Raw genomic sequence first — 18584 nt, 5'->3', positions numbered from 1 at the left:
GTGGTCGCGTGAACCAGCATCACGTCCGGCGCCCCGTCGCGGTGACCCTCGCGGTCGTGCTGGTCTCCCTCACCGGGGCATACAACGTGGTGCTCGGCATCCTCGTGATGCTGAGCCGCTACGACGTCGCCGCCGATGACGTGCTGACCGTCTCGCTCATCGGCGCGGGCATCATCCTGTTCGGGCTCCTGACGCTCGCCGTCGCCTCCGGAGTCGCACGGGGCAGCCGGCTCTCCCGGCTGCTCGTGACCGTCTACATCGCCATCCAGCTCACGCTGCACGTGATCACCATCGTCACCAGCGACACCTGGGACGGCCTGCTCTTCGTGCAGGTCGCCCTGCAGATCGCCCTCTTGGTCGTCCTGTGGACGCCGCTGGGCTCGCGCTACTTCCGCTCGCGGGACGCGGCGCCGGACCCCTTCGCCCCCTGAGAACGCGCGAGCGAGGCGCGCACGAACCGCACGTGGAACAGGCGCACGATCTCGATCGCACCGATGGCGCCGATCACGAACAGGGTCAGGGCGTACGCTCCCTCGCGACCGGGATCGACCAGCTGGAAGAACTCGATCGACAACGGCACCGTGAACAGCGTGATCAGCGCGAGGAACATGACACCGATCACGATCACCTTGAAGCGGTTGAGCGGTCGCGACAGGATCGACAGGATCCAGATGCCGACGACGGCCAGGATGATCGTCGAGCCCGTACGCAGCTGGTCCTCTCCGACGCCGATCGACCGCGCGACGAGCGCGTATCCGGTGAGCGTGAGCGCCACGATGAGTCCGGACGGCACGGCGAAGGCCAGTGAGCGCGGCAGGAAGCCCGGGATGTAGCGCCGGGCGTTCGGCATGAGCGCGAGGAAGAACGCGGGGATGCCGATGGTCAGCCCGTCGGTGATGGACAGCTGGCGCGGCAGGAACGGGAACGACAGGACGAGCGTGCCGAACAGGATGGCCAACGCCGTCGCGTAGGCGGTCTTGGTGAGGAACAGCATCGAGACGCGCTCGATGTTCGCGATGACCTGACGCCCCTCGGCGACGACATCCGGCAGGTGCGAGAACCTGCCATCCAGCAGCACGAGCCGCGCGACGGCCTTCGTCGCGGCGGCACCCGAGTTCATGGCGATCCCCATGTCGGCGGTCTTGATGGCCAGCGCGTCGTTGACGCCGTCTCCCGTCATCGCGACGGTGTGTCCGCGGCTCTGCAGGGCGAGCACCATCGCCTTCTTCTGCTCGGGGGTGACCCGCCCGAACACGGTGTGCGTCTCGAGGACCTCGGCCAGCGCCTCCTGGTCGTCCGGGAGCATCCGCGCGTCGTAACCCTCGGCGACATCCAGGCCCACATCCCGGGCGATGGCGGCGACCGTGCGCGGGTTGTCGCCCGAGATGATGCGCACCCCGACCCCCTGTGCGTGGAAGTACGAGAGGGTCTGCGCGGCATCCGCGCGCACGCGCTCGCGGAACGTGACGACCGCGGCGGGGCGGAGCGCAACAGGAAGACGCTCCTCCGCCACGTCTCGGTCGTCGAGCGCGACAGGCGCCTGCGCCAGCACGAGCGTGCGCAGGCCCCGCGAGGCGAGTCCGGTCACGAGTGCGCCGAGGACGGATGCGGCATCGGTCGCCTCCTCCGGGAACACCATCTCGGGAGCGCCCAGCACCCACGTCGCCCCCGCCAGCGAGACCGCGCTCCACTTGCGGGCGGAGGAGAATCCGATCCGCGCGGTCGGAGGGGTATCGGGAGGGTTCGGATAGGGCTCCCGCAGACACCGCGCCGTCGCGTTGGCATCGGGAGCCGCGCCGTACCACGCGAGCGCGCCCTCCCAGCCTTCCGCCGCGTCCGGCAGGGGATGCGCGGCGTCGAAGGTGATCTCACCCTCGGTCAGGGTGCCCGTCTTGTCGAGGCAGATGACGTCGACCCTCGCGAGTCCCTCGACGGCCGGCAGCTCGTTGACGAGCACCTGCTTGGCGGCGAGCTTCGCCGCCCCGACCGCGAACGCGATCGAGGTCATGAGCACCAGACCCAGCGGGATCATCGCCGTGAGCGAGGCGATGGTGTTGACCACCGCCTGCTCCCAGCGTCCCTCGGAGAAGATCACCCCCCAGCCGCCGGCGACCATGACCTGCGCGTTGAGCACGAGCAGTCCGATCGGTCCGATCCCCCAGCTCACCCACCTGAGCACGCGGTCGATGCTGGTGCGCAGCTCGCTGCGCACCATCGAGAAGCGCTTGGCCTCGGACTGGAAGCGATTCGCGTAGGAGTCCGCGCCGACCTTGTCGACCCGCGCGTCGCCCTCGCCGCCGACGACGATCGACCCCGAGAGCACCTCGTCCCCGGGGCGTTTGTCGACCGCATCCGATTCGCCGGTGAGCATCGACTCGTCGACCTGCAGCGCCACGGCTCGCAGCAGCACCGCGTCTGCAGCGATCTGATCGCCCGCCCGCAGCACGAGCACGTCGCCGAGCACGACCTCCGCGGGCGCGATCTCCACCTCGCGCCCCTCGCGTCGCACGCGGGCGCGGGGCGCGTTCAGCAGGGCGAGACGGTCGAGGGCGAGCTTGGCACGGAATTCCTGCACCGTGCCGATGATCGCGTTGGCGAAGGCAGCCAGGCCGAACAGGGCGTCCTGCCACCGGCCGACCAGCAGCAGCACGAGGAAGCATGCTCCGACGATGCCGTTGAACAGGGTGAACACGTTGGCGCGCACGATGTTCCACACGCTGCGCGATGTGTCGGCCTCGACCGCGTTGCCCAGCCCCGCGGCGAGACGTCGGGCAGCCTCGTCCGCGTCGAGGCCCGTGTACGGATCGGCGATCGACAGTGCCTGCTCGGATGGGCCCGCCCCCTGGTGCATGCGCTCACCCTATCCGCCTGCCGCGTGAACGCATCAGGGGGCCGCACCCTGTCGGATGCGGCCCCCTGATCTGCGTCGCGCGGGGCGTCAGCCCTTCGTCGCGCCGGCCAGCAGGCCGCGCACGAAGAACCGCTGGAGGGCGAAGAACACGATCAACGGAACGATGATCGAGATGAACGTGCCCGCCGACTGGAGATACCAGCGGTCGCCCCACGATCCGGACAGCGAGTTCAACGTCTGCGTCAACGGCAGCGATGAGCTCGGCGCGAAGATCGTGGCCACCAGCAGGTCGTTCCACACCCACAGGAACTGGAAGATCGCGAACGACGCGATCGCCGGCATCGCCAGGGGCAGGATCATCCGGAAGAAGATCTGCCCATGACCGGCGCCGTCGACGCGTGCCGCCTCGATGACCTCACTCGGGATCTCCGAGATGAAGTTGTGCAGGAGGAAGATCGCCAGCGGCATGGCGAAGATCGCGTGCGCGATCCACACCGTCGCGAAGCTGTGCTCCACCCCGCGCAGCTCGAAGCCGGGGAAGACCGGGACACCGTTGATCTCGAGGCCGCGCGAGAACAGGCTGAGCAGCGGCACGAGAGCCATCTGGATCGGCACGATCTGCAGCGCGAACACGAAGATGAACAGGCCGTTCTTGCCCTTGAAGTCGATCCAGGCGAACGCGTACGCCGCCAGCGATGCCAGCGCGATCGGGATGGCGGTGGCGGGGATGGCGATGGCGAGCGAGTTGAGGAACGACTCCCCCAGTGTCAACGCGGTGCCACCGGAGGTGAGCGCGTCGAAGTAGTTGTCGAGCGTGAAGGCGGGGTCGACGAAGACCGTCCACCATCCGCTCGTCTGGGAGTCGGCACCGGGGCGGAACGAGGTGACGAAGAGGCTGAAGGTCGGGATGGTCCAGAAGATCGCGATGATGATCGCGATCAACGTGGCCGTCTTCGACGTCATCCGCTTCTGCGCCGTCTTCTCGTTGCGGCGCGTGTCGCGCGCGACCTTGCGCGCAGTCTTGGCGTCGAACGCCGGCGTGGTCGGGGCGGCGGCGCTCATCGGATCTCCTTCTGCTTGCGCATCTGACGCGCGTTGTAGATGATCAGCGGCAGCACGAACAGGAAGAGCACGACGGCCAGCGCCGAGGAGTGCCCGTAGCTCTGGAACCGCTGCTGCTGATTGACCATCTCGAAGCCCAGCACCGAGGTGTTCGACCGGCCGCCTGTCATGACGGCGACGATGTCGTACACCTTCAGCGAGGCGATCGTGATGGTCGTGAGCACGACGATCAGCGAGGAGCGGATGCCGGGAACGGTCACGTTCGTGAACCGCTGCCAGGCCGACGCGCCGTCGAGCTGCGCGGCCTCCAGCTGCTCGGTCGGGATCGCCTTGATCGCCGCCGAGAGGATGACCATCGCGAAGCCGGTCTGCGTCCACACGAACACGGCCAGCAGGGCGAAGGTGTTGATGAGCGGCTGCGCATCGAGCCAGCCGACCGGGTCGCCGCCGAACATGGTGACGATCGCGTTCAGCAGACCGATCTGCTCGCCCTGCCGGTAGTCGTACACGAACTTCCAGATGATGCCGGCGCCGACGAACGAGATCGCGACCGGCATGAACACGAGCACCTTCAGGATCTTCTCGCCGCGGGCGCGGTCGATGAAGGCGGCGTAGGCGAGGCCGATGATGGTCGACAGCGTCGGCGCGAACAACGCCCAGATGATCGTGTTGATGACCGACCAGAAGCCCTCGGGGTTCGTGAAGGTCCAGATGTAGTTCTCGAGACCGACGAAGTTGTCGCCCGTCTTGTCGAAGAACGACTGGAAGAAGGTCGAGATCGCCGGGTAGATGAGGCCGAGCAGAAGCAGCAGCATCGCCGGCGCGAGGAACACGACGAGCTGGAACACGTATCCCGCTCCTTCGCGGGAACGATAGTCGGCGAAGAAGAGCAGAGCACCCACGCCCAGCGCGATGGCGAGCACGTAGACGAGCGCGTTCTGGTACGGACGCAGCAGCATGAAGGCGAGCAGCGGAATCGCGAAGCACGCGACGACGCGCAGCCACATGTAGCCGCGACCGCGCCGAGGCGCGAACTCGATGAGCAGCAGGACGAGTCCGACCACGGCGCCGAACACGATCAGGACGATCGGGATCTGCACGATGGGGTTCAGGCCACCGAGCCAGACGAAGAAGCTGTTGAGGGAGAAGCCGAGCGAGGTCGGCGGTGCGTCGTCGACCTGCGGGCTCAGCCATAGGAGAAGGGCCGCCACGACGGCGAGAGCCGCGGCGGCGATGGCGATGATCGTCGCGATCCTGCGCGCGCGGGGCGATTTCGGAGGCTGGAGCTCGTCATGGAAGACGAGCGGCTCCGTCGTTTTCGTCTGGGACATCTGGGTCCTTGTCGTCCGGGCGGCCGCCCGCGGGCGGGGCCGCCCGGCAGAAGTGCCGAGCGACCCCGCGGTCGCGAGCGAGCCGACGGGATTAGTTGTCGTATCCCGCCTGGATGTCGCTGAGCACCTGGTCGAGCGGACGGCCGTCGATCCAGTTGACCATGCCCTTCCAGAACGATCCGTTGCCCACCGTGGCCGGCATCAGGTCGGAGGCGTCGAAGCGGACGACGGTGGACTGGTCCTGCAGCGTCTTCATCGCGTCCGTCAGGAACTCGCTGGAAGCCAGCGACGGGTCGGCGCCCTTGTTGGCGGAGATCACGCCGCCCAGCTTGACGCGAGCGTTCGCGAACTCGGGAGTCGACATGTACTCCACGACCTTCTGCACGGCCTCGTCGTCGCTGAACGCGGCGACGAACTCGCCACCGGCCTCGACGTTCTGCTCACCCTCGGCGGTGATGCCGGGCAGCAGGAACGCGTAGACGTCACCGTCGGGGGCGACCGTCGGGGTGGCGCCCGAGGCGGTCTTGGCCTCGAGGAAGTTCGCCGACAGGAACGACGCCTGGTGCGTCATCGCGCAGCGACCGTCGGCGACAGCGGCCGCGACATCGCCGAAGGCGGTGGAGTTGATGCTCTTGACATCTCCGTAGCCCGCGTTGACGTAGTCGGGATTCAGGAGGATCTTGCCGACGGCCTCGAAGGCCTCCTTGATCTGCGGGTCGGTGAACTTCACTTCGTTCGCGACCCACTGGTCGTAGACGTCGGCACCCGACTGGCGCAGCACGAGGTCCTCGATCCAGTCCGTACCCGGCCAGCCGGATGCGGCGTCGGAGGCGAAGCCCGCGCACCACGGTGCGGCGCCCGTCTTGTCGCGGATCGTCTGGGTGAGCGTCAGCAGGTCGTCCCACGTCTTGGGGACCTCGACACCCCACTCCTTGAAGCTCGCGGGCGAGTACCAGACGTAGCCCTTGACATTCGCGAGCATCGGCGCGGCGTAGAAGGTGCCGTCGGCCGAGCCGTAGTTCTTCCAGTCCGCGGACCAGTACTCGTCGACGTTCTTGGAGACCGCGTCGGAGCCCTCCTTGACCTCGCCCGTGTCGATGAGCGACTTGAGCAGACCCGGCTGCGGGACGATCGCGATGTCGGGGGCCGAGCCACCCGTCACCTTCGTGACGATGTTGCCCTCGAAGCTCTTGTCACCCGTGTAGACGACCTTGATGCCGGTGTCGGCGGTGAACTGCTCGAAGGACTTGTTGAGCGCGTCCGCCTCCCCACCGGTGATACCGCCGGCGATCTGGACCGTCGCGCCCTCGACCGAGCCGCCACCCTGGGACGAACTGGTCTCGGCACAGCCTGCGAGCGCAAGGCCGGCGACTCCCAACAGAGCCATCGGGACAAGCACCCGACGTCGCTGTGACCTGGTCATGTGATTCCTCCTCTTTGAGCACGCAGGAGCATCTTGCCCCGCGTATCGGCTTCACTCAGGAACCGATTCCACGCCACCGTAATCCAATCCCGCATCCGACACAACAGCGAACGATCACAACTCGATAACCTGCTATGGGAGCGCTCCCGAAGAGGCCGAGCGGGGCGATGGGAGCGCTCCCGCTGCGTCTGTCCCATGTGGAACCGGTTCCCTATCGGCGGGGATTTCGCCTACCATGTGGAACGTCCCCACATCACCCGTCGAGGAAGAGGGCGGCTCTCATGAGCGGAATTGCCGACGTCGCGCGTCAGGCCGGTGTCTCCAAGTCCACGGCGTCACGCGCGCTCAGCGGTTCCGGCTACGTCTCTCAGCAGACGCGAGACCGGGTCACTCGCGCGGCAGAGATGCTGGGCTACGTCCCGTCGACCAACGCACAGAGCCTGTCGACCGGGCGCACCCAGAACATCGGCGTGGTCATGCCCTACGTCAACCGGTGGTTCTTCGCCGAGGTGCTGGAGGGCATCCAGGCCGCGCTTCTCGAGAGAGGGCTGGATCTGACGCTCTACGACGCCAAACCGGGCAGCGACACCCGCGAGCGCATCTTCGAGAGCTTCCTCACGCGCAAGCGGTTCGACGGCCTGATCGCGGTCGGGCTGGAGCCCGAGGAGGACGAGCTGGACAGCATGCTCGCCCTCGGCAAGCCCGTCGTGAGCGTCGTCGGCAACCACGAGCGCACCAGCGTCGTGACCCTCGACGATGCGCTGACCGCCCGGCGCGCCACCGAGCATCTGATCGAGCTCGGGCACCGCCGCATCGCCTTCCTGGGTGCGGGCTCGCGCACCCGCTGGCCGCACGTGGAGTCGTCGCGACTCGACGGCTACATGCAGTCCATGGCGGATGCGGGTCTGGCGGAAGAAGCGACCCACACCGAGTCGGAGCTGACACTGCCCGCCGGCTACGACGCCGCCGTCGAGCTGCTCAGCGACGCGCGCACGCGTCCCACCGCGATCGTCGCCGCCTGCGACGAGGTCGCCATCGGCGCCATCATCGCGGCCAGACGTCTCGGCCTGCACGTTCCGGCGGCGCTGAGCGTCATCGGCATCGACGACCACGAGTTCGCCGAGATGTTCGCGCTGACCACGTTCCGCCAAGTGCCGCGGGAGCAGGGCGCCGCGGCCGTCGAACTGCTCATGAGGCAGATCCAGGACCCGACGCTCGCCCCCGTCATCCAGCGCCTCAAGCCGCGACTGATCGTGCGCAGCTCCACCGGCCCGCTGCGCTCGGATCGCGCCACGGCCGACGCCACGGTGTGAACGAGGGCGCCGGCGCCGAAGCGCCGACGCCCTCGCGTCATCCGTCGTCGATCAGCTGCGTCGACGCACCGGCACGGCCCGCCCGACGATACCGAGCGCGAGCAGCAGGGATGCGGCGAGCAGTGCGCCCGCGATCCACTGCGTCTGCGCGCCGGTGGCGGCCAGCGACCCCGATCTGGGGGCGATGGAGACCGCCTGCCAGCCGATGACCTGACCGTTCGCATCGAGCACCACGAGCCGGTGATCGCCCGTGAGATCGGCGGGCAGGGTGACCGTGACATTGCCCGCTGCATCCACCTGATGCCAGCCGCCGAGCTGACGCGGCGTCGAGTGCAGCCACACCGTCACCCAGTCGCCCGCGTACTGCGTGCCGACGTGGATCGTGATCGTGGCTCCGGCGCGCAGCTCGCCCGTGATGACCTTGATGAGATCCTGCAGGGCGGGCACGAGCTGGCTCGGGTCCACGGGCTGCGGCGTCGTGGTCGGCGGGGTGGCGGAGCTCACCTTCAGCGGCAGGCGGAGTTCCGTGCCCGTCTGCGGCGCCTGGAGGACGATCGTGCTGTCCGCCGGAGCGTCAGCGGGCACCGTGAAGGCGACCGTTGCCGCTCCGCCCGTCACGGTGACCGGATCGATGACGGCCGTGCTGCCCTCGATGCTCACCAGCAGAGAGGTCGTCTCCGGGCTCCCGAGCGAGGTGAGGTTCAGCCCGCCCACCTGGAACGAGACCTGCGCACCGGGCGCGACGGATGCCGGGAGGCCCGTCACCTCGGCACTGCGCGTGGCGAAGCTCGGCGAGACCGGGCTGTTCGCCGTCAGGTACGAGATCCAGGCATCCCGGTCGATGAGGCCCGAATCGCGCGTGTCGGTCCCCTCCGCGAAGGTGCGGAAGTTGTCGCCGCCCTGCAGGAGGAAGTTGAACGAGCCGATGCGGTACGAGCCCTTCGGATCGATCGGCTCGCCGTCGATCCAGACCCCCGTGATGTGGGATCCCTGAGCCGCGTCCGCGTCGTACGTGTAGGTCACGTTCTTCGACAGGCCGAGAGCCAGGTACGGACGAGACGGGATGGACCCGTCCGCGTTCGTCTGCCACTGCTCCTCGAGCACCTGCGTGAACTGCTCACCCGTGAGGGTCGTCGTCCAGAGGTTGTTCACGAAGGGCAGCACCGCGTTCGCCTCGGCGAAGGTGATCACGCCGTCGTCGCCGCGCAGCAGCTCGGCACGAAGGCCACCGGGGTTCACGACACCGATCTCGGCGCCACCACGAAGCGGATCGGACAGCGTCGCGACGAGCGAGTCGGCGACGAGGTTGCCGAGCGTGGACTGCGCCGCGCGGTTGTCCCGCGTGCCGCCGGCATAGACGCCACCGACGAAGGACCCGCCCTCGAAGGCCGTCGTGATGTCCGCCGAGACGGATCCGATCGGCTGGTCGCCGACGACCTTCGCCCGAGCGAGCGCGCCGTCCACGATCTCCTTGACCTCGGCGACGCGCGGGTACGCTGCGACGAGCGCAGCGTCGTCCGTCGTCGTGCGAGCGACGTTCTCCTTCTCGTACGAGAGGACGTCTCCCGTCTGCGGGTCGACGTTGAGCACGACGTGGCCGATGTTCTCGCCGTAGCTACCTGTCTGGACGACAGGTCGCGTTGCGCCGGACTCGCCGGGGATCGGGGCATCCCACGCGTACTTCTTGTGCGTGTGACCCGTGAAGATCGCGTCGACGGATACGGAGGTGTTCTGCACGATGTCGGCGAACGCCTTGCCGTCCGCGATCTCGTCGGCGAGGTTCGCCTTCTCGGCATCACCCGCAGCCGCACCCTCGTGGTACTCGGCCACGATCACATCGACGTCGCCTTCGGCCTCGAGCTTGGCGGCGACGCGGTTGACCGCATCCACCGGGTCTCCGAACTCGATGTCAGCGATGCCTGCGGGCGTCACCAGCGTCGGCGTCTCCTCGGTCACCGCTCCGATGACAGCGACCGTGAGCCCGTCGACCTCGAAGGTCGCGTACTCGGGAAGAGCCGGCGTCGTCGTTCCCTTCATGTACACGTTCGCGCCCAGGTAGGTGAAGTCGGCGGCGGGCTGCACCCGATCCTTCAGATCCGCGAAGCCCTTGTCGAACTCGTGGTTGCCGACCGCCGCCGCCTTCAGCCCGAGGGCGTTCAGCACGTCGATCGTGGGCTGGTCGTCCTCGAAGGACGAGGCGAACAGCGAGGCGCCGATGTTGTCGCCGCTCGAGAGGAACAGCGTGTTCTCGTCGCCGTACTCGGCGCGCAGCTGCTCCACCGTGCCGGCGAACTTGACCGTATTGGCATCGATACGACCGTGGAAGTCGTTGATGTTCAGCAGGTTGATCGGCACTGTCGGCTGCCACGCGACGCCCACCACGACCGGGTCGTGGTCGCTGGAGCGGTAGGGCGAGACCTCGTAGAAGTTCGTCGCGTTGTAGTTGTAGCGGCTGTACTCGAGCGCGATCGACTCCCCCGCGTTGATGTTCCAGACATCGACGCCGGTGACCGTCTTGGCCGCGGCGGGCGAGGCGAGCACGTGGTCGAGCGACCCGCTTGCGCCGTCGAAGGAGTACGTGTGCTTGCCCGTGCGCGATCCGAGGTCGGTGTACCCGGCCGCGTAGAAGACCTGCATGGGATCTTCCTGCGTGTACGAGTTGAAGTCTCCGAGCAGGAACACGCGGTCGGTCCCGGCGGCAGCCTTCCGCTCGTCGGCGAAGTCCACGAGCGCCTGCGCCTGGCGCACGCGGTCGCCGTTGTAGGCGCCCTGCGGTCCGTTGGCGTTGTCGCCCGTGGCCGGGTTGTCGCGGTTGTCCCCCTTCGACTTGAAGTGGTTCACGATCGCCAGGAAGGCGGCATCCGTCTCGCCCTTGGGCGCGAACGCCTGAGCGAGCGGGCGTCGCGCGTTGACGAAGGCGGCATCGAGATCGATGACGGAGTCGCCGACCGGCGATACCGCATCCGCCTTGTAGATGAACGCGGTGCGGATGACGTCCTCACCGGCGGGCACCTGGCTGGGCGAGGGCACGTAGGCCCACTCGTCCGCGCCGAGATCTGCGTTCAGTGCGTCGACGAGGGTCGACAGCGCGGTGTCGCGGTTCTTGCCGAACGCCGCCGAGTTCTCGATCTCCTCGAGCGAGACGACCTCGGTGCCGAGCGCGTTGATCGCGTCGACGATCTTGTCCTGCTGACGCTTCAGACTCACGTCGGTCGCGGCGCCGCGCGGACCGTTGTCGGGGCACTGGTTCGCCGTGATGGGGGTGCCGTCACGGTCGGTGTAGACCGAGGTGCAACCGACCTCCGCGGCGGTCGTCGTGAAGTAGTTCAGGACGTTGAAGCTGGCGATCGAGATGTCGCCGCCGACGACATCGGGTGCGGATGCGGCGCGCGCCGACCCGATGGTGACGGGCAGAGGGTCGCCGGCCTTGAGCTGGGTGGTCGGCTGCACCTTCCAGGCGCCGTTGCGATAGTCCAGGATCACCGGCTGGGCGAACGAGACCTCTGCGCCCACCGTGACGTCGACGTCGGTGAGATACGGCAGCGGGATCGCCTTGTTGGTCGAACCGCCGAGGAAGTTGATCGACGCACCGTCGTCGAGCACGACACCGCGCGCGGCGTTGTCGGCGACGGCATCCGTGTACTCCTGGGTGCCCACGCGCGCGACGTCGGTCGGCGTGATCAGCGGCTTCTCGCCGGAGGCGAGCCCGATCTCGGCGTACTGGTTCGTCGTGTACGTGTTGCTCACCGTGAAGCGGCCCTGGGGGGCGACGAGCATGCTCTCGAACTTCTCGCGGTCCGCGGGCGCGATCGGCCAGGCGAGGGGCACCGGCGTCACCGCCGCGACCTGCTCGTCGATCGTGGTGACCGAGCCGGCCGAGACGTTGAGCTGGGTGAGGGTCTGGGAGTCGTTCGCGACGCTCGAGTACTCACCGGCCACGCCGGTCACCTCGACGTAGGCGCCCATCGGGGCCTTCGCGGCGAGGGCTGCTCCCGCCTGCCCGCTTCCTGCGTAGACGAAGACGGCGTCGGACGCGGCGTGCGAAGCGTCCACCGCGCCGCCCGTGCCGGGCGTCTGGATGGTGAAGCCGTTGAAGCCGCCCTCCGCGTAGGCGCCGGTGACGATGCCGCGTGTGGTGACCGTCTGGCCGAGCAGCGGCGTCGCGTCGCCGGTGCCCTGGATCTCGGCGATCGTCCTGATCGCAGGAGTGCCGGGGTCGGTGCCGGGATCCGGGTCCGTGCCGGGATCGGGGTCGGTACCCGGATCGGGATCGGTGCCCGAGGTCGCGGATGCCTGCGGCGTGATCTGCGCGGGGTGGCTGAAGTCGGCCGCGTTGTCGTCCGTATCGGCGAAGTTCGCACGGGCGAGGGAGTTCGGGACGTTGTTCGCGCCGGTCACCGGGACCACGCTCGTCTCGAACGTCTTGGATGCTCCGTAGCCGAGGAGATCGACGACGTGCTCCTGCTCGACGACGGATCCGGTGGGAAGCGTCAGCGCCTGCGTGGTGTCTGCGAGGTAGATCGTGCCCGTCGTGCCGGAGGCGTTGAAGCCCTTGTCGAACGACAGGTCCGGGGTGACGGGGAGCGCGGCACCCACGGCGCCGTTGCCGTTCCACGCGATCAGGTAGTAATCGTCCGGCTCGATGACGCCGCTCAGCGGCTCGGTGACCGACGGCCCGCCTGTTCCATCGGCGGAACGGTACTGGAGCGACCAGCCGTCAAGGCTCTGCGCGCTCTCGCCGGCGTTGTACAGCTCGACGAACTTCTTGTTGAACGGAGCGTTGGCGCTTCCGCCCTTGAGGTACACCTCGTTGATGATGACGTCGGCGGGTTCGGCGGCGACGGCGACGGCGGGCACGAACATGCCTGCGACGACCGCGGTTCCGATCCCGAAGGCGAGCGCCGCGAGGGGGCGCCTCGGCTGGGAGGGGGACATGGATCTCCTGAGGTTCTGCTGGGGGACACCAGGAGACTACGAAGAGAGAGCCCTTCCGCGGCTTACGAGAAGATGACGGTTCGATGAGATTGCTCTCATCCGCGCGTGCTACGCGCGCGGACGCACGAAGGCCCCGGACGCGGCGAACCGCATCCGGGGCCTTCGTGAAGAAGGTGAGGACCTTACTTGAGGGTGACCGTCGCGCCGGCCTCTTCGAGAGCGGCCTTCGCCTTGTCGGCGGTCTCCTTGTTGGCACCTTCGAGAACGGGCTTGGGGGCGCCGTCCACGAGAGCCTTGGCCTCGCCGAGGCCCAGCGAGGTGAGCTCGCGGACCGTCTTGATGACCTGGATCTTCTTGTCGCCAGCAGCCTCGAGGATGACGTCGAAGGAGTCCTTCTCCTCGACCTCTTCCGCGCCACCGGCAGCACCCGCAGCGCCGGCAACGGCGACGGGGGCGGCAGCGGTGACGTCGAACTTCTCCTCGAACGCCTTCACGAACTCGCTGAGCTCGACGAGGGTCAGGCCGGCAAACTGCTCGAGCAGCTCCTCAGTGGTGAGCTTCGCCATGATGTATCTCCTAGATAGGTGGGGGTGTGTGGGAAAGAGCTCGCCGGACGCTTACGCGGCCTCGGCGGTCTCCAGCTTTTCGCGAAGCGCGTCGATGGTGGCCGCAGCCTTGCCCATCGTCGCCTTCATCATGCCCGCGGCCTTCGCCAGCAGAACCTCACGGCTCTCCAGGGAGGCGTACTTGTTGACCTCGTCGGCACTCAGGGCGTTGCCCTCGAAGATGCCGCCCTTGATCACGAGAAGCGGGTTGGCCTTGGCGAAGTCACGCAGAGCCTTGGCGGTGGCGACGAAGTCACCGTGCACGAACGCCACGGCCGAGGGACCCTTGAGGTCCTCGTCCAGCGCCGTGATCCCCGCGTTGTTCGCGGCGATCTTGGTCAGCGTGTTCTTCACCACGGCGTAGCTCGCGTCCTGACGGATGCTGTTGCGCAGCTGCTTGAGCTGGGCAACCGTCAGACCGCGGTACTCGGTCAGCAGAACGGCAGTCGAGTCCTCGAAGTTCTTCGTGAGCTCGGCGACCGATGCATCCTTCTGCGCCATGGTCACTCCTTGATGTGAACGTGACACCCCGCGGTGGCGGAGCGTCGGCCTCGACCACCCGCACATGACAAAAGCTCCGGCGCAAGCGCACGGAGCTCGATTCCCGAAGGAGGAAGTTCAGTGTCACCTGCGCGGGCCCCTGCGTTGCAGAGCTTCGATCGCGTCGCGTTTGCACGCGCGGCGATGACCAGCGGTCTTTGGCTTGTCCCCATGCTACGCCACGTCGCCCGCGGCCCCAAATCCGTCCGCGCAGCGTACGACCCCCGCCCGGAGGCGGGGGTCGTACGTCAGTGCCGACGCTCGATCAGGCTCGCCTGCGGCGGATGGTGCGCGCCGAGACTCCCGCACCCACCAGCAGCAGGGCCACGAGCGACAGCCCCAGAATCGATCCGCCGTCCTGGCCTGTGCTGGGCAGCGCGCCGATCTGCACCTGCTGCCACCCGATCACGTTGCCCTGGGCGTCCTGCACGACCAGTCGATGCGCCCCCGAGACGCCCGCGGGCAGGGTGAGCGTGATGTTGCCGAGCTCGTCCACGCGGTACCAGCCCAGCAGCAGCGGGTCGGAGCGCAACCAGACGCTCACCCAGTCACCGGCGTACTCCTCACCGACGTGGATCGTGATCGTCTGTCCGGGCTGGAGCGTCGTCCCGCCCTGGATCTGGACCGCGTTCTGCGTGGCGGGCGTGAGCGCCGACTCGGGCGCGGGCGTCTCGACCGCTCCTCCGCCCGTTCCCGGCACGGCCGGGCGCACGTCGATCGGAACGCGGATGACGGTGCCCGAGGCCGGAGCCGCGAGGGAGATGACCGCCGGGCCGGCGACATCGCTGGGCGTCGTCAACGACACGTTCGCCACACCGTTCGTGACGGCCACGGGCGTGTAGGCAGCCTGACCGATCGCCGGCTCCAGCACCGCGTTGGCGGGGCTGCCGAGCGATGTGAGGTCGAACCGCGACACCTGGAAGGTGACGGCCTCGCCCGCGACGACGGATGCCGGGACACCGGACACCTGTGCGCTGCGGGAGGAGAAGTCCGGCGTCAGTGCGGGATGCGCCGCCAGGTAGTCGATCCAGGCGTCGCGGTCGACGAGACCCGAGTCGCGCGTCTGAGCCCCCTCCCTGAAGGTGCGGAAGTTGTCGCCGCCGGTCAAGAGGAAGTTGAACGAGCCCACGCGGTACTCGCGGTTCGGGTCGATCGGCTGTCCGTCGATCCAGACGCCCGTGATGTGCGAGCCCTGCGCCGCCGCGGCGTCGTAGGTGTAGAACACGTTCTCGGAGAGTCCGAGCTGCAAGTACGGCCGTGACGGGACCTGACCCTTGTCATCGAGCTGCCACTGCTCCTCGAGCACCTTCGTGAACTGGGCTCCCGTGAGAGTGGTCGTCCAGAGGTTGTTGACGAAGGGCAGAACGGCGTTCGCCTCGGCGTACGTGATGACGCCATCGGGCGCGTAGCTCAGGTCGGCTCGCAACCCGCCCGGGTTGACCACACCGATCTCGGCTCCGCCGCGGGCCGGGTCGGCCAGCGCGTCGCGGATCGAGTCCGCGACGAGGTTGCCCAGCGTCGACTGGGCTGCGCGGTCGTCTCGCAGTCCCCCGCGATACACGCCGTCGACGTACGCGCCGCCGCTGAAGGCGGTCGTGATGTCGGCGGTCACCGATCCCACCGGCTGGTTGCCGACGGCAGCCGCATCCGCCAGCGTGGCGTCCACGATCCGCTTCACCTCGGCGACGCGGGGATAGGCGGCGACCAGGTCAGCATCCGCCGCGGTCGTGCGGGCGACGTTGTTGACCGTGTACGACTCCACCGTTGCGGTCACCGGGTCGAGCTGCAGCACGACCTGGCCGATGTTCTCACCGTAGTTTCCGGTCTGAACGACGGGACGGGTGCGATCCGTGCCCGGGATCGGCGCCTCCCACGCGTAGAGCTTGTGGGTGTGGCCGGTGAAGATGGCGTCGACCGCCGCGGAGGTGTCCTCGACGATCGAGGCGAACGCCCCGCCGTGGTCGACCTCCTGCTCGAGGGTCGACTTGTCGGGCGTGCCCGCCGATGCACCCTCGTGGTATTCCGCGATGATGACGTCCGCCTCGCCATTGGCCGGGTCGCCGTCAGTCAGCTGGGCGGCCACACGGTTGACGGCCGCGACCGGGTCGCCGAAGGAGACTCCCGTGATGCCGTCGGGCGACACCAGGCTCGGCGTCTCCTCCGTGACGGCGCCGATGACGGCGACCGTCAGCCCGTCGACGGTGAACGTCGCGTACTCCGGGAGAAGCACCTCTCCCGTCTTCGCGTCGTAGACGTTCGCGCCGAGGTAGGTGAAGTCGGCGCTCTCGGCGACACGGCCGGTGAGATCGGCGATCCCCTTGTCGAACTCATGGTTGCCGACTGCGGACGCCTTCAGGCCGAGTGCGTTCAAGACCTCCAGGGTCGGCTCGTCCTTGAAGTACGACGAGGCGAACACGGAGGCACCGATGTTGTCGCCGTCGGAGAGGAACAGGGTGTTGTCCTCGCCGTACTCCGCGCGCAACTGCTCGATCGTCCCGGCGAACTTCACCGTGTTCTGGTCGATGCGTCCGTGGAAGTCGTTGATGTTGAGCAGGTTCAGCGCGACGGGTCCGGCGATCTGGAAGACGGCTTCGGCCGCGGTCAGGGTCGAGCCGAGCTGCGGAGCGGTGATCGGGACCGTGATCGCGCCGCCGGGGGCATCCGCGGCCACGTCGACCGCGATCTCGACGGATGCGGTTGCGCCGGGCGCCGTCGTGGGGATCGACCATGTCAGCGTCGAGTCCTGACGTGCGACATCCTTCGGGAGGATCGGCAACGACGCCTGGGTCAACAGCTGCGTCGCGTCGACAACGACGGTCGCGCCGGCCAGGTCCACTCGGCCGGTGTTCTCGACCGTGAGCGTCAGAGTCGCTGTGTCGCCCGGGAGGACGGTCTCACCCGTGGGCACATCGGTGGTGACGGCGGCGGTCCACATCGCGGGCCACGCGGGCTTGTCCGTGTCGAACAGCCAGTCCTGGAAGAACGCACCCAGGTCGCGGCCCGAGACCTGCTCGGCGAGCGCGACGAAGTCGTCGGTGTCGGCGGAACCGCCGGCGTGCGCCTTCGTCCAGGCGGCGTAGGTCGCATCGAAGGCGTCGCGGCCGATGGCGGTCATGAGCGCGCCGAGGGTGTACTTTCCGCGGTTGTAGACCTGCCAGTCGTACAGTTCGGCCGGGTCGGTGAAACCGACGGTGGGCGTCAGCCACCGGGAGGCCGACGCGGAGCTCCAGCTGCCGAACGAGTCGTTCTCCGGGGTGGTCTGGCTGAGACCGACGCCGTAGCGGTAGTAGGTGGTGAAGAACTCCGCCGCGCCCTCGTTGAGCCAGATGTGAGACCAGTCGGCCGGGGCGACCTCGTTGCCCAGCCACTGGTGGACGAGCTCGTGGATGAGCGTGTTGGCGGAGACACTGCCGTCGAAGAACGGCCGGTCCTGGGTCTCCAGGGCGTACCCGACGCCGACACGGTCGACGATGAGGCCGACACTGTTGCCCGGATAGGGGCCGAGCTTCGTCTCGAGCCAGTCGATGATCTGCGTGATCTCACCGCGACGCGTGTTGATCGTGTTCTGGACGTTCACGCTGATGGTCGGATCGACGAAGCTCCACTCGTGCAACGTCCGGCCGCTCGCGAGGGTGATGTCGCTCTCCAGGACGTTGAAGCGCCCGATCGAGAGGACGGAGAGCTCGGTCGCCATGGGGTTGCGCTGCTGCCAGTCCCAGGTGGTGGTCCCCGCCTGTGCGTCGACGGTCTTGCCGATCAGCTCGCCGTTGCTCGCGACGCTCAGCGGGTTGCCGCCCACGAGGGTGGGTGCGGTCACGCTGATGTCGTAGGTGGCCTTGTCCGCCGGCGCGTTGTTCTGCGGGAACCAGGTCATGGCGCCGATCGGCTGCCCCAGCGCCGTCACGCCGTCCGATGTCTTGACCCACCCCTCCGACGAACCGTCCGCGTCGATGTGCCGGACGGGCGCACCCGAGTAGGCCACCGCGACCGTGAACGGACCACTGACCGCCGTCGCGGGGGTGATGTCGAGCTTGAAGAGCGTGGCGTCCACATCCTGCTCGCGAGAGAACTGAGCGGGCACGCCGTTGACCGTCACGCTGTCCACGCTCATGCCCTCGAAGTCGAGCGAGAAGCCCGACAGCGGCGCCGGGGCGGTGGCGGCGATCGTGGCGACCGCGCTCACGTCGTCGTTCGCGCGATACGTCAGGTCCAGGTCGTAGTGGGTGACGTCGTAACCGCCGTTGCCGACGTGAGGGAAGAGCGGGTCGCCCGCCGTGCGAGCACCGACCGTCGGGTCCGCAGCGACGGCGGGAACGGTCGCGACCGCCGAGGCCGCGACAACGGCTCCGACGATGAGGGCTGCGGTGAGGATCCGGCCACGACGATGCGGTCGGAGAGTGGAGTCGGACATGGTCCCCCTGGGTCGACACGGGCGCGAGGAGCGCAAGAAAGCTGCAACGAGCCGACCCTAGGGTTCAGATATTTCTTAACCGTTTCCCAGCCATTCCAAAAGTCAGCCGCCGT

The 18584-nt window shown here is 68.0% G+C and carries 10 protein-coding genes; 2 read left to right on the top strand and 8 right to left on the bottom strand.

Annotated features, from left to right (window positions below):
* Positions 1–8 precede the first annotated feature (8 nt).
* A complete protein-coding gene (locus QE374_RS12945) occupies positions 9–431 on the top strand; it encodes a hypothetical protein (protein ID WP_309735486.1) in 423 nt (140 codons plus the stop codon).
* Here QE374_RS12945 and QE374_RS12940 read toward each other — a convergent pair.
* The 4 genes from QE374_RS12940 to QE374_RS12925 all read right to left on the bottom strand — a co-directional run bounded on the left by QE374_RS12940 (position 386) and on the right by QE374_RS12925 (position 6667).
* Positions 386–2851 carry an HAD-IC family P-type ATPase gene (locus tag QE374_RS12940; RefSeq protein WP_309735484.1) on the bottom strand — a complete coding sequence of 822 codons (2466 nt, stop codon included), beginning with the start codon at positions 2849–2851 and terminating at the stop codon, positions 386–388. The genes QE374_RS12945 and QE374_RS12940 overlap by 46 nt on opposite strands.
* 87 nt (positions 2852–2938) lie before the next feature.
* A complete protein-coding gene (locus QE374_RS12935) occupies positions 2939–3913 on the bottom strand; it encodes a carbohydrate ABC transporter permease (RefSeq protein ID WP_309735483.1) in 975 nt (324 codons plus the stop codon).
* Positions 3910–5244 carry a sugar ABC transporter permease gene (locus tag QE374_RS12930; protein ID WP_309735481.1) on the bottom strand — a complete coding sequence of 445 codons (1335 nt, stop codon included), beginning with the start codon at positions 5242–5244 and terminating at the stop codon, positions 3910–3912. The genes QE374_RS12935 and QE374_RS12930 overlap by 4 nt, the downstream gene beginning before the upstream one ends.
* 91 nt (positions 5245–5335) lie before the next feature.
* A complete protein-coding gene (locus QE374_RS12925) occupies positions 5336–6667 on the bottom strand; it encodes an ABC transporter substrate-binding protein (protein ID WP_309735479.1) in 1332 nt (443 codons plus the stop codon).
* A gap of 281 nt (positions 6668–6948) precedes the next feature.
* Between QE374_RS12925 and QE374_RS12920 the strand changes: the two genes are divergently transcribed.
* Entirely contained in the window at positions 6949–7980 is a 1032-nt protein-coding gene (locus QE374_RS12920) for a LacI family DNA-binding transcriptional regulator (RefSeq protein WP_309735477.1), read from the top strand.
* A gap of 51 nt (positions 7981–8031) precedes the next feature.
* Here the strand turns inward: QE374_RS12920 and QE374_RS12915 are convergent, their stop codons facing one another.
* The 4 genes from QE374_RS12915 to QE374_RS12900 all read right to left on the bottom strand — a co-directional run bounded on the left by QE374_RS12915 (position 8032) and on the right by QE374_RS12900 (position 18471).
* Positions 8032–12915: an ExeM/NucH family extracellular endonuclease gene (locus QE374_RS12915; protein WP_309735475.1), complete on the bottom strand. Its 4884-nt coding sequence runs from the start codon at positions 12913–12915 to the stop codon at positions 8032–8034.
* 182 nt (positions 12916–13097) lie between these two features.
* Positions 13098–13481 carry a 50S ribosomal protein L7/L12 gene (gene rplL, locus QE374_RS12910; RefSeq protein WP_137417804.1) on the bottom strand — a complete coding sequence of 128 codons (384 nt, stop codon included), beginning with the start codon at positions 13479–13481 and terminating at the stop codon, positions 13098–13100.
* Between the two features lie 51 nt (positions 13482–13532).
* Entirely contained in the window at positions 13533–14021 is a 489-nt protein-coding gene (gene rplJ / locus QE374_RS12905; RefSeq protein WP_137417805.1) for a 50S ribosomal protein L10, read from the bottom strand.
* Between the two features lie 304 nt (positions 14022–14325).
* Positions 14326–18471, bottom strand: a complete 4146-nt coding sequence (locus tag QE374_RS12900) for a 5'-nucleotidase C-terminal domain-containing protein (RefSeq protein ID WP_309735473.1) — start codon at positions 18469–18471, stop codon at positions 14326–14328.
* Positions 18472–18584 lie beyond the last annotated feature (113 nt).

This window comes from Microbacterium sp. SORGH_AS_0428, assembly GCF_031453615.1.
Lineage (GTDB): Bacteria > Actinomycetota > Actinomycetes > Actinomycetales > Microbacteriaceae > Microbacterium.
Note: the sequence above shows the minus strand (reverse complement) of the source record. Positions and strands in the feature narration are given on the sequence as shown.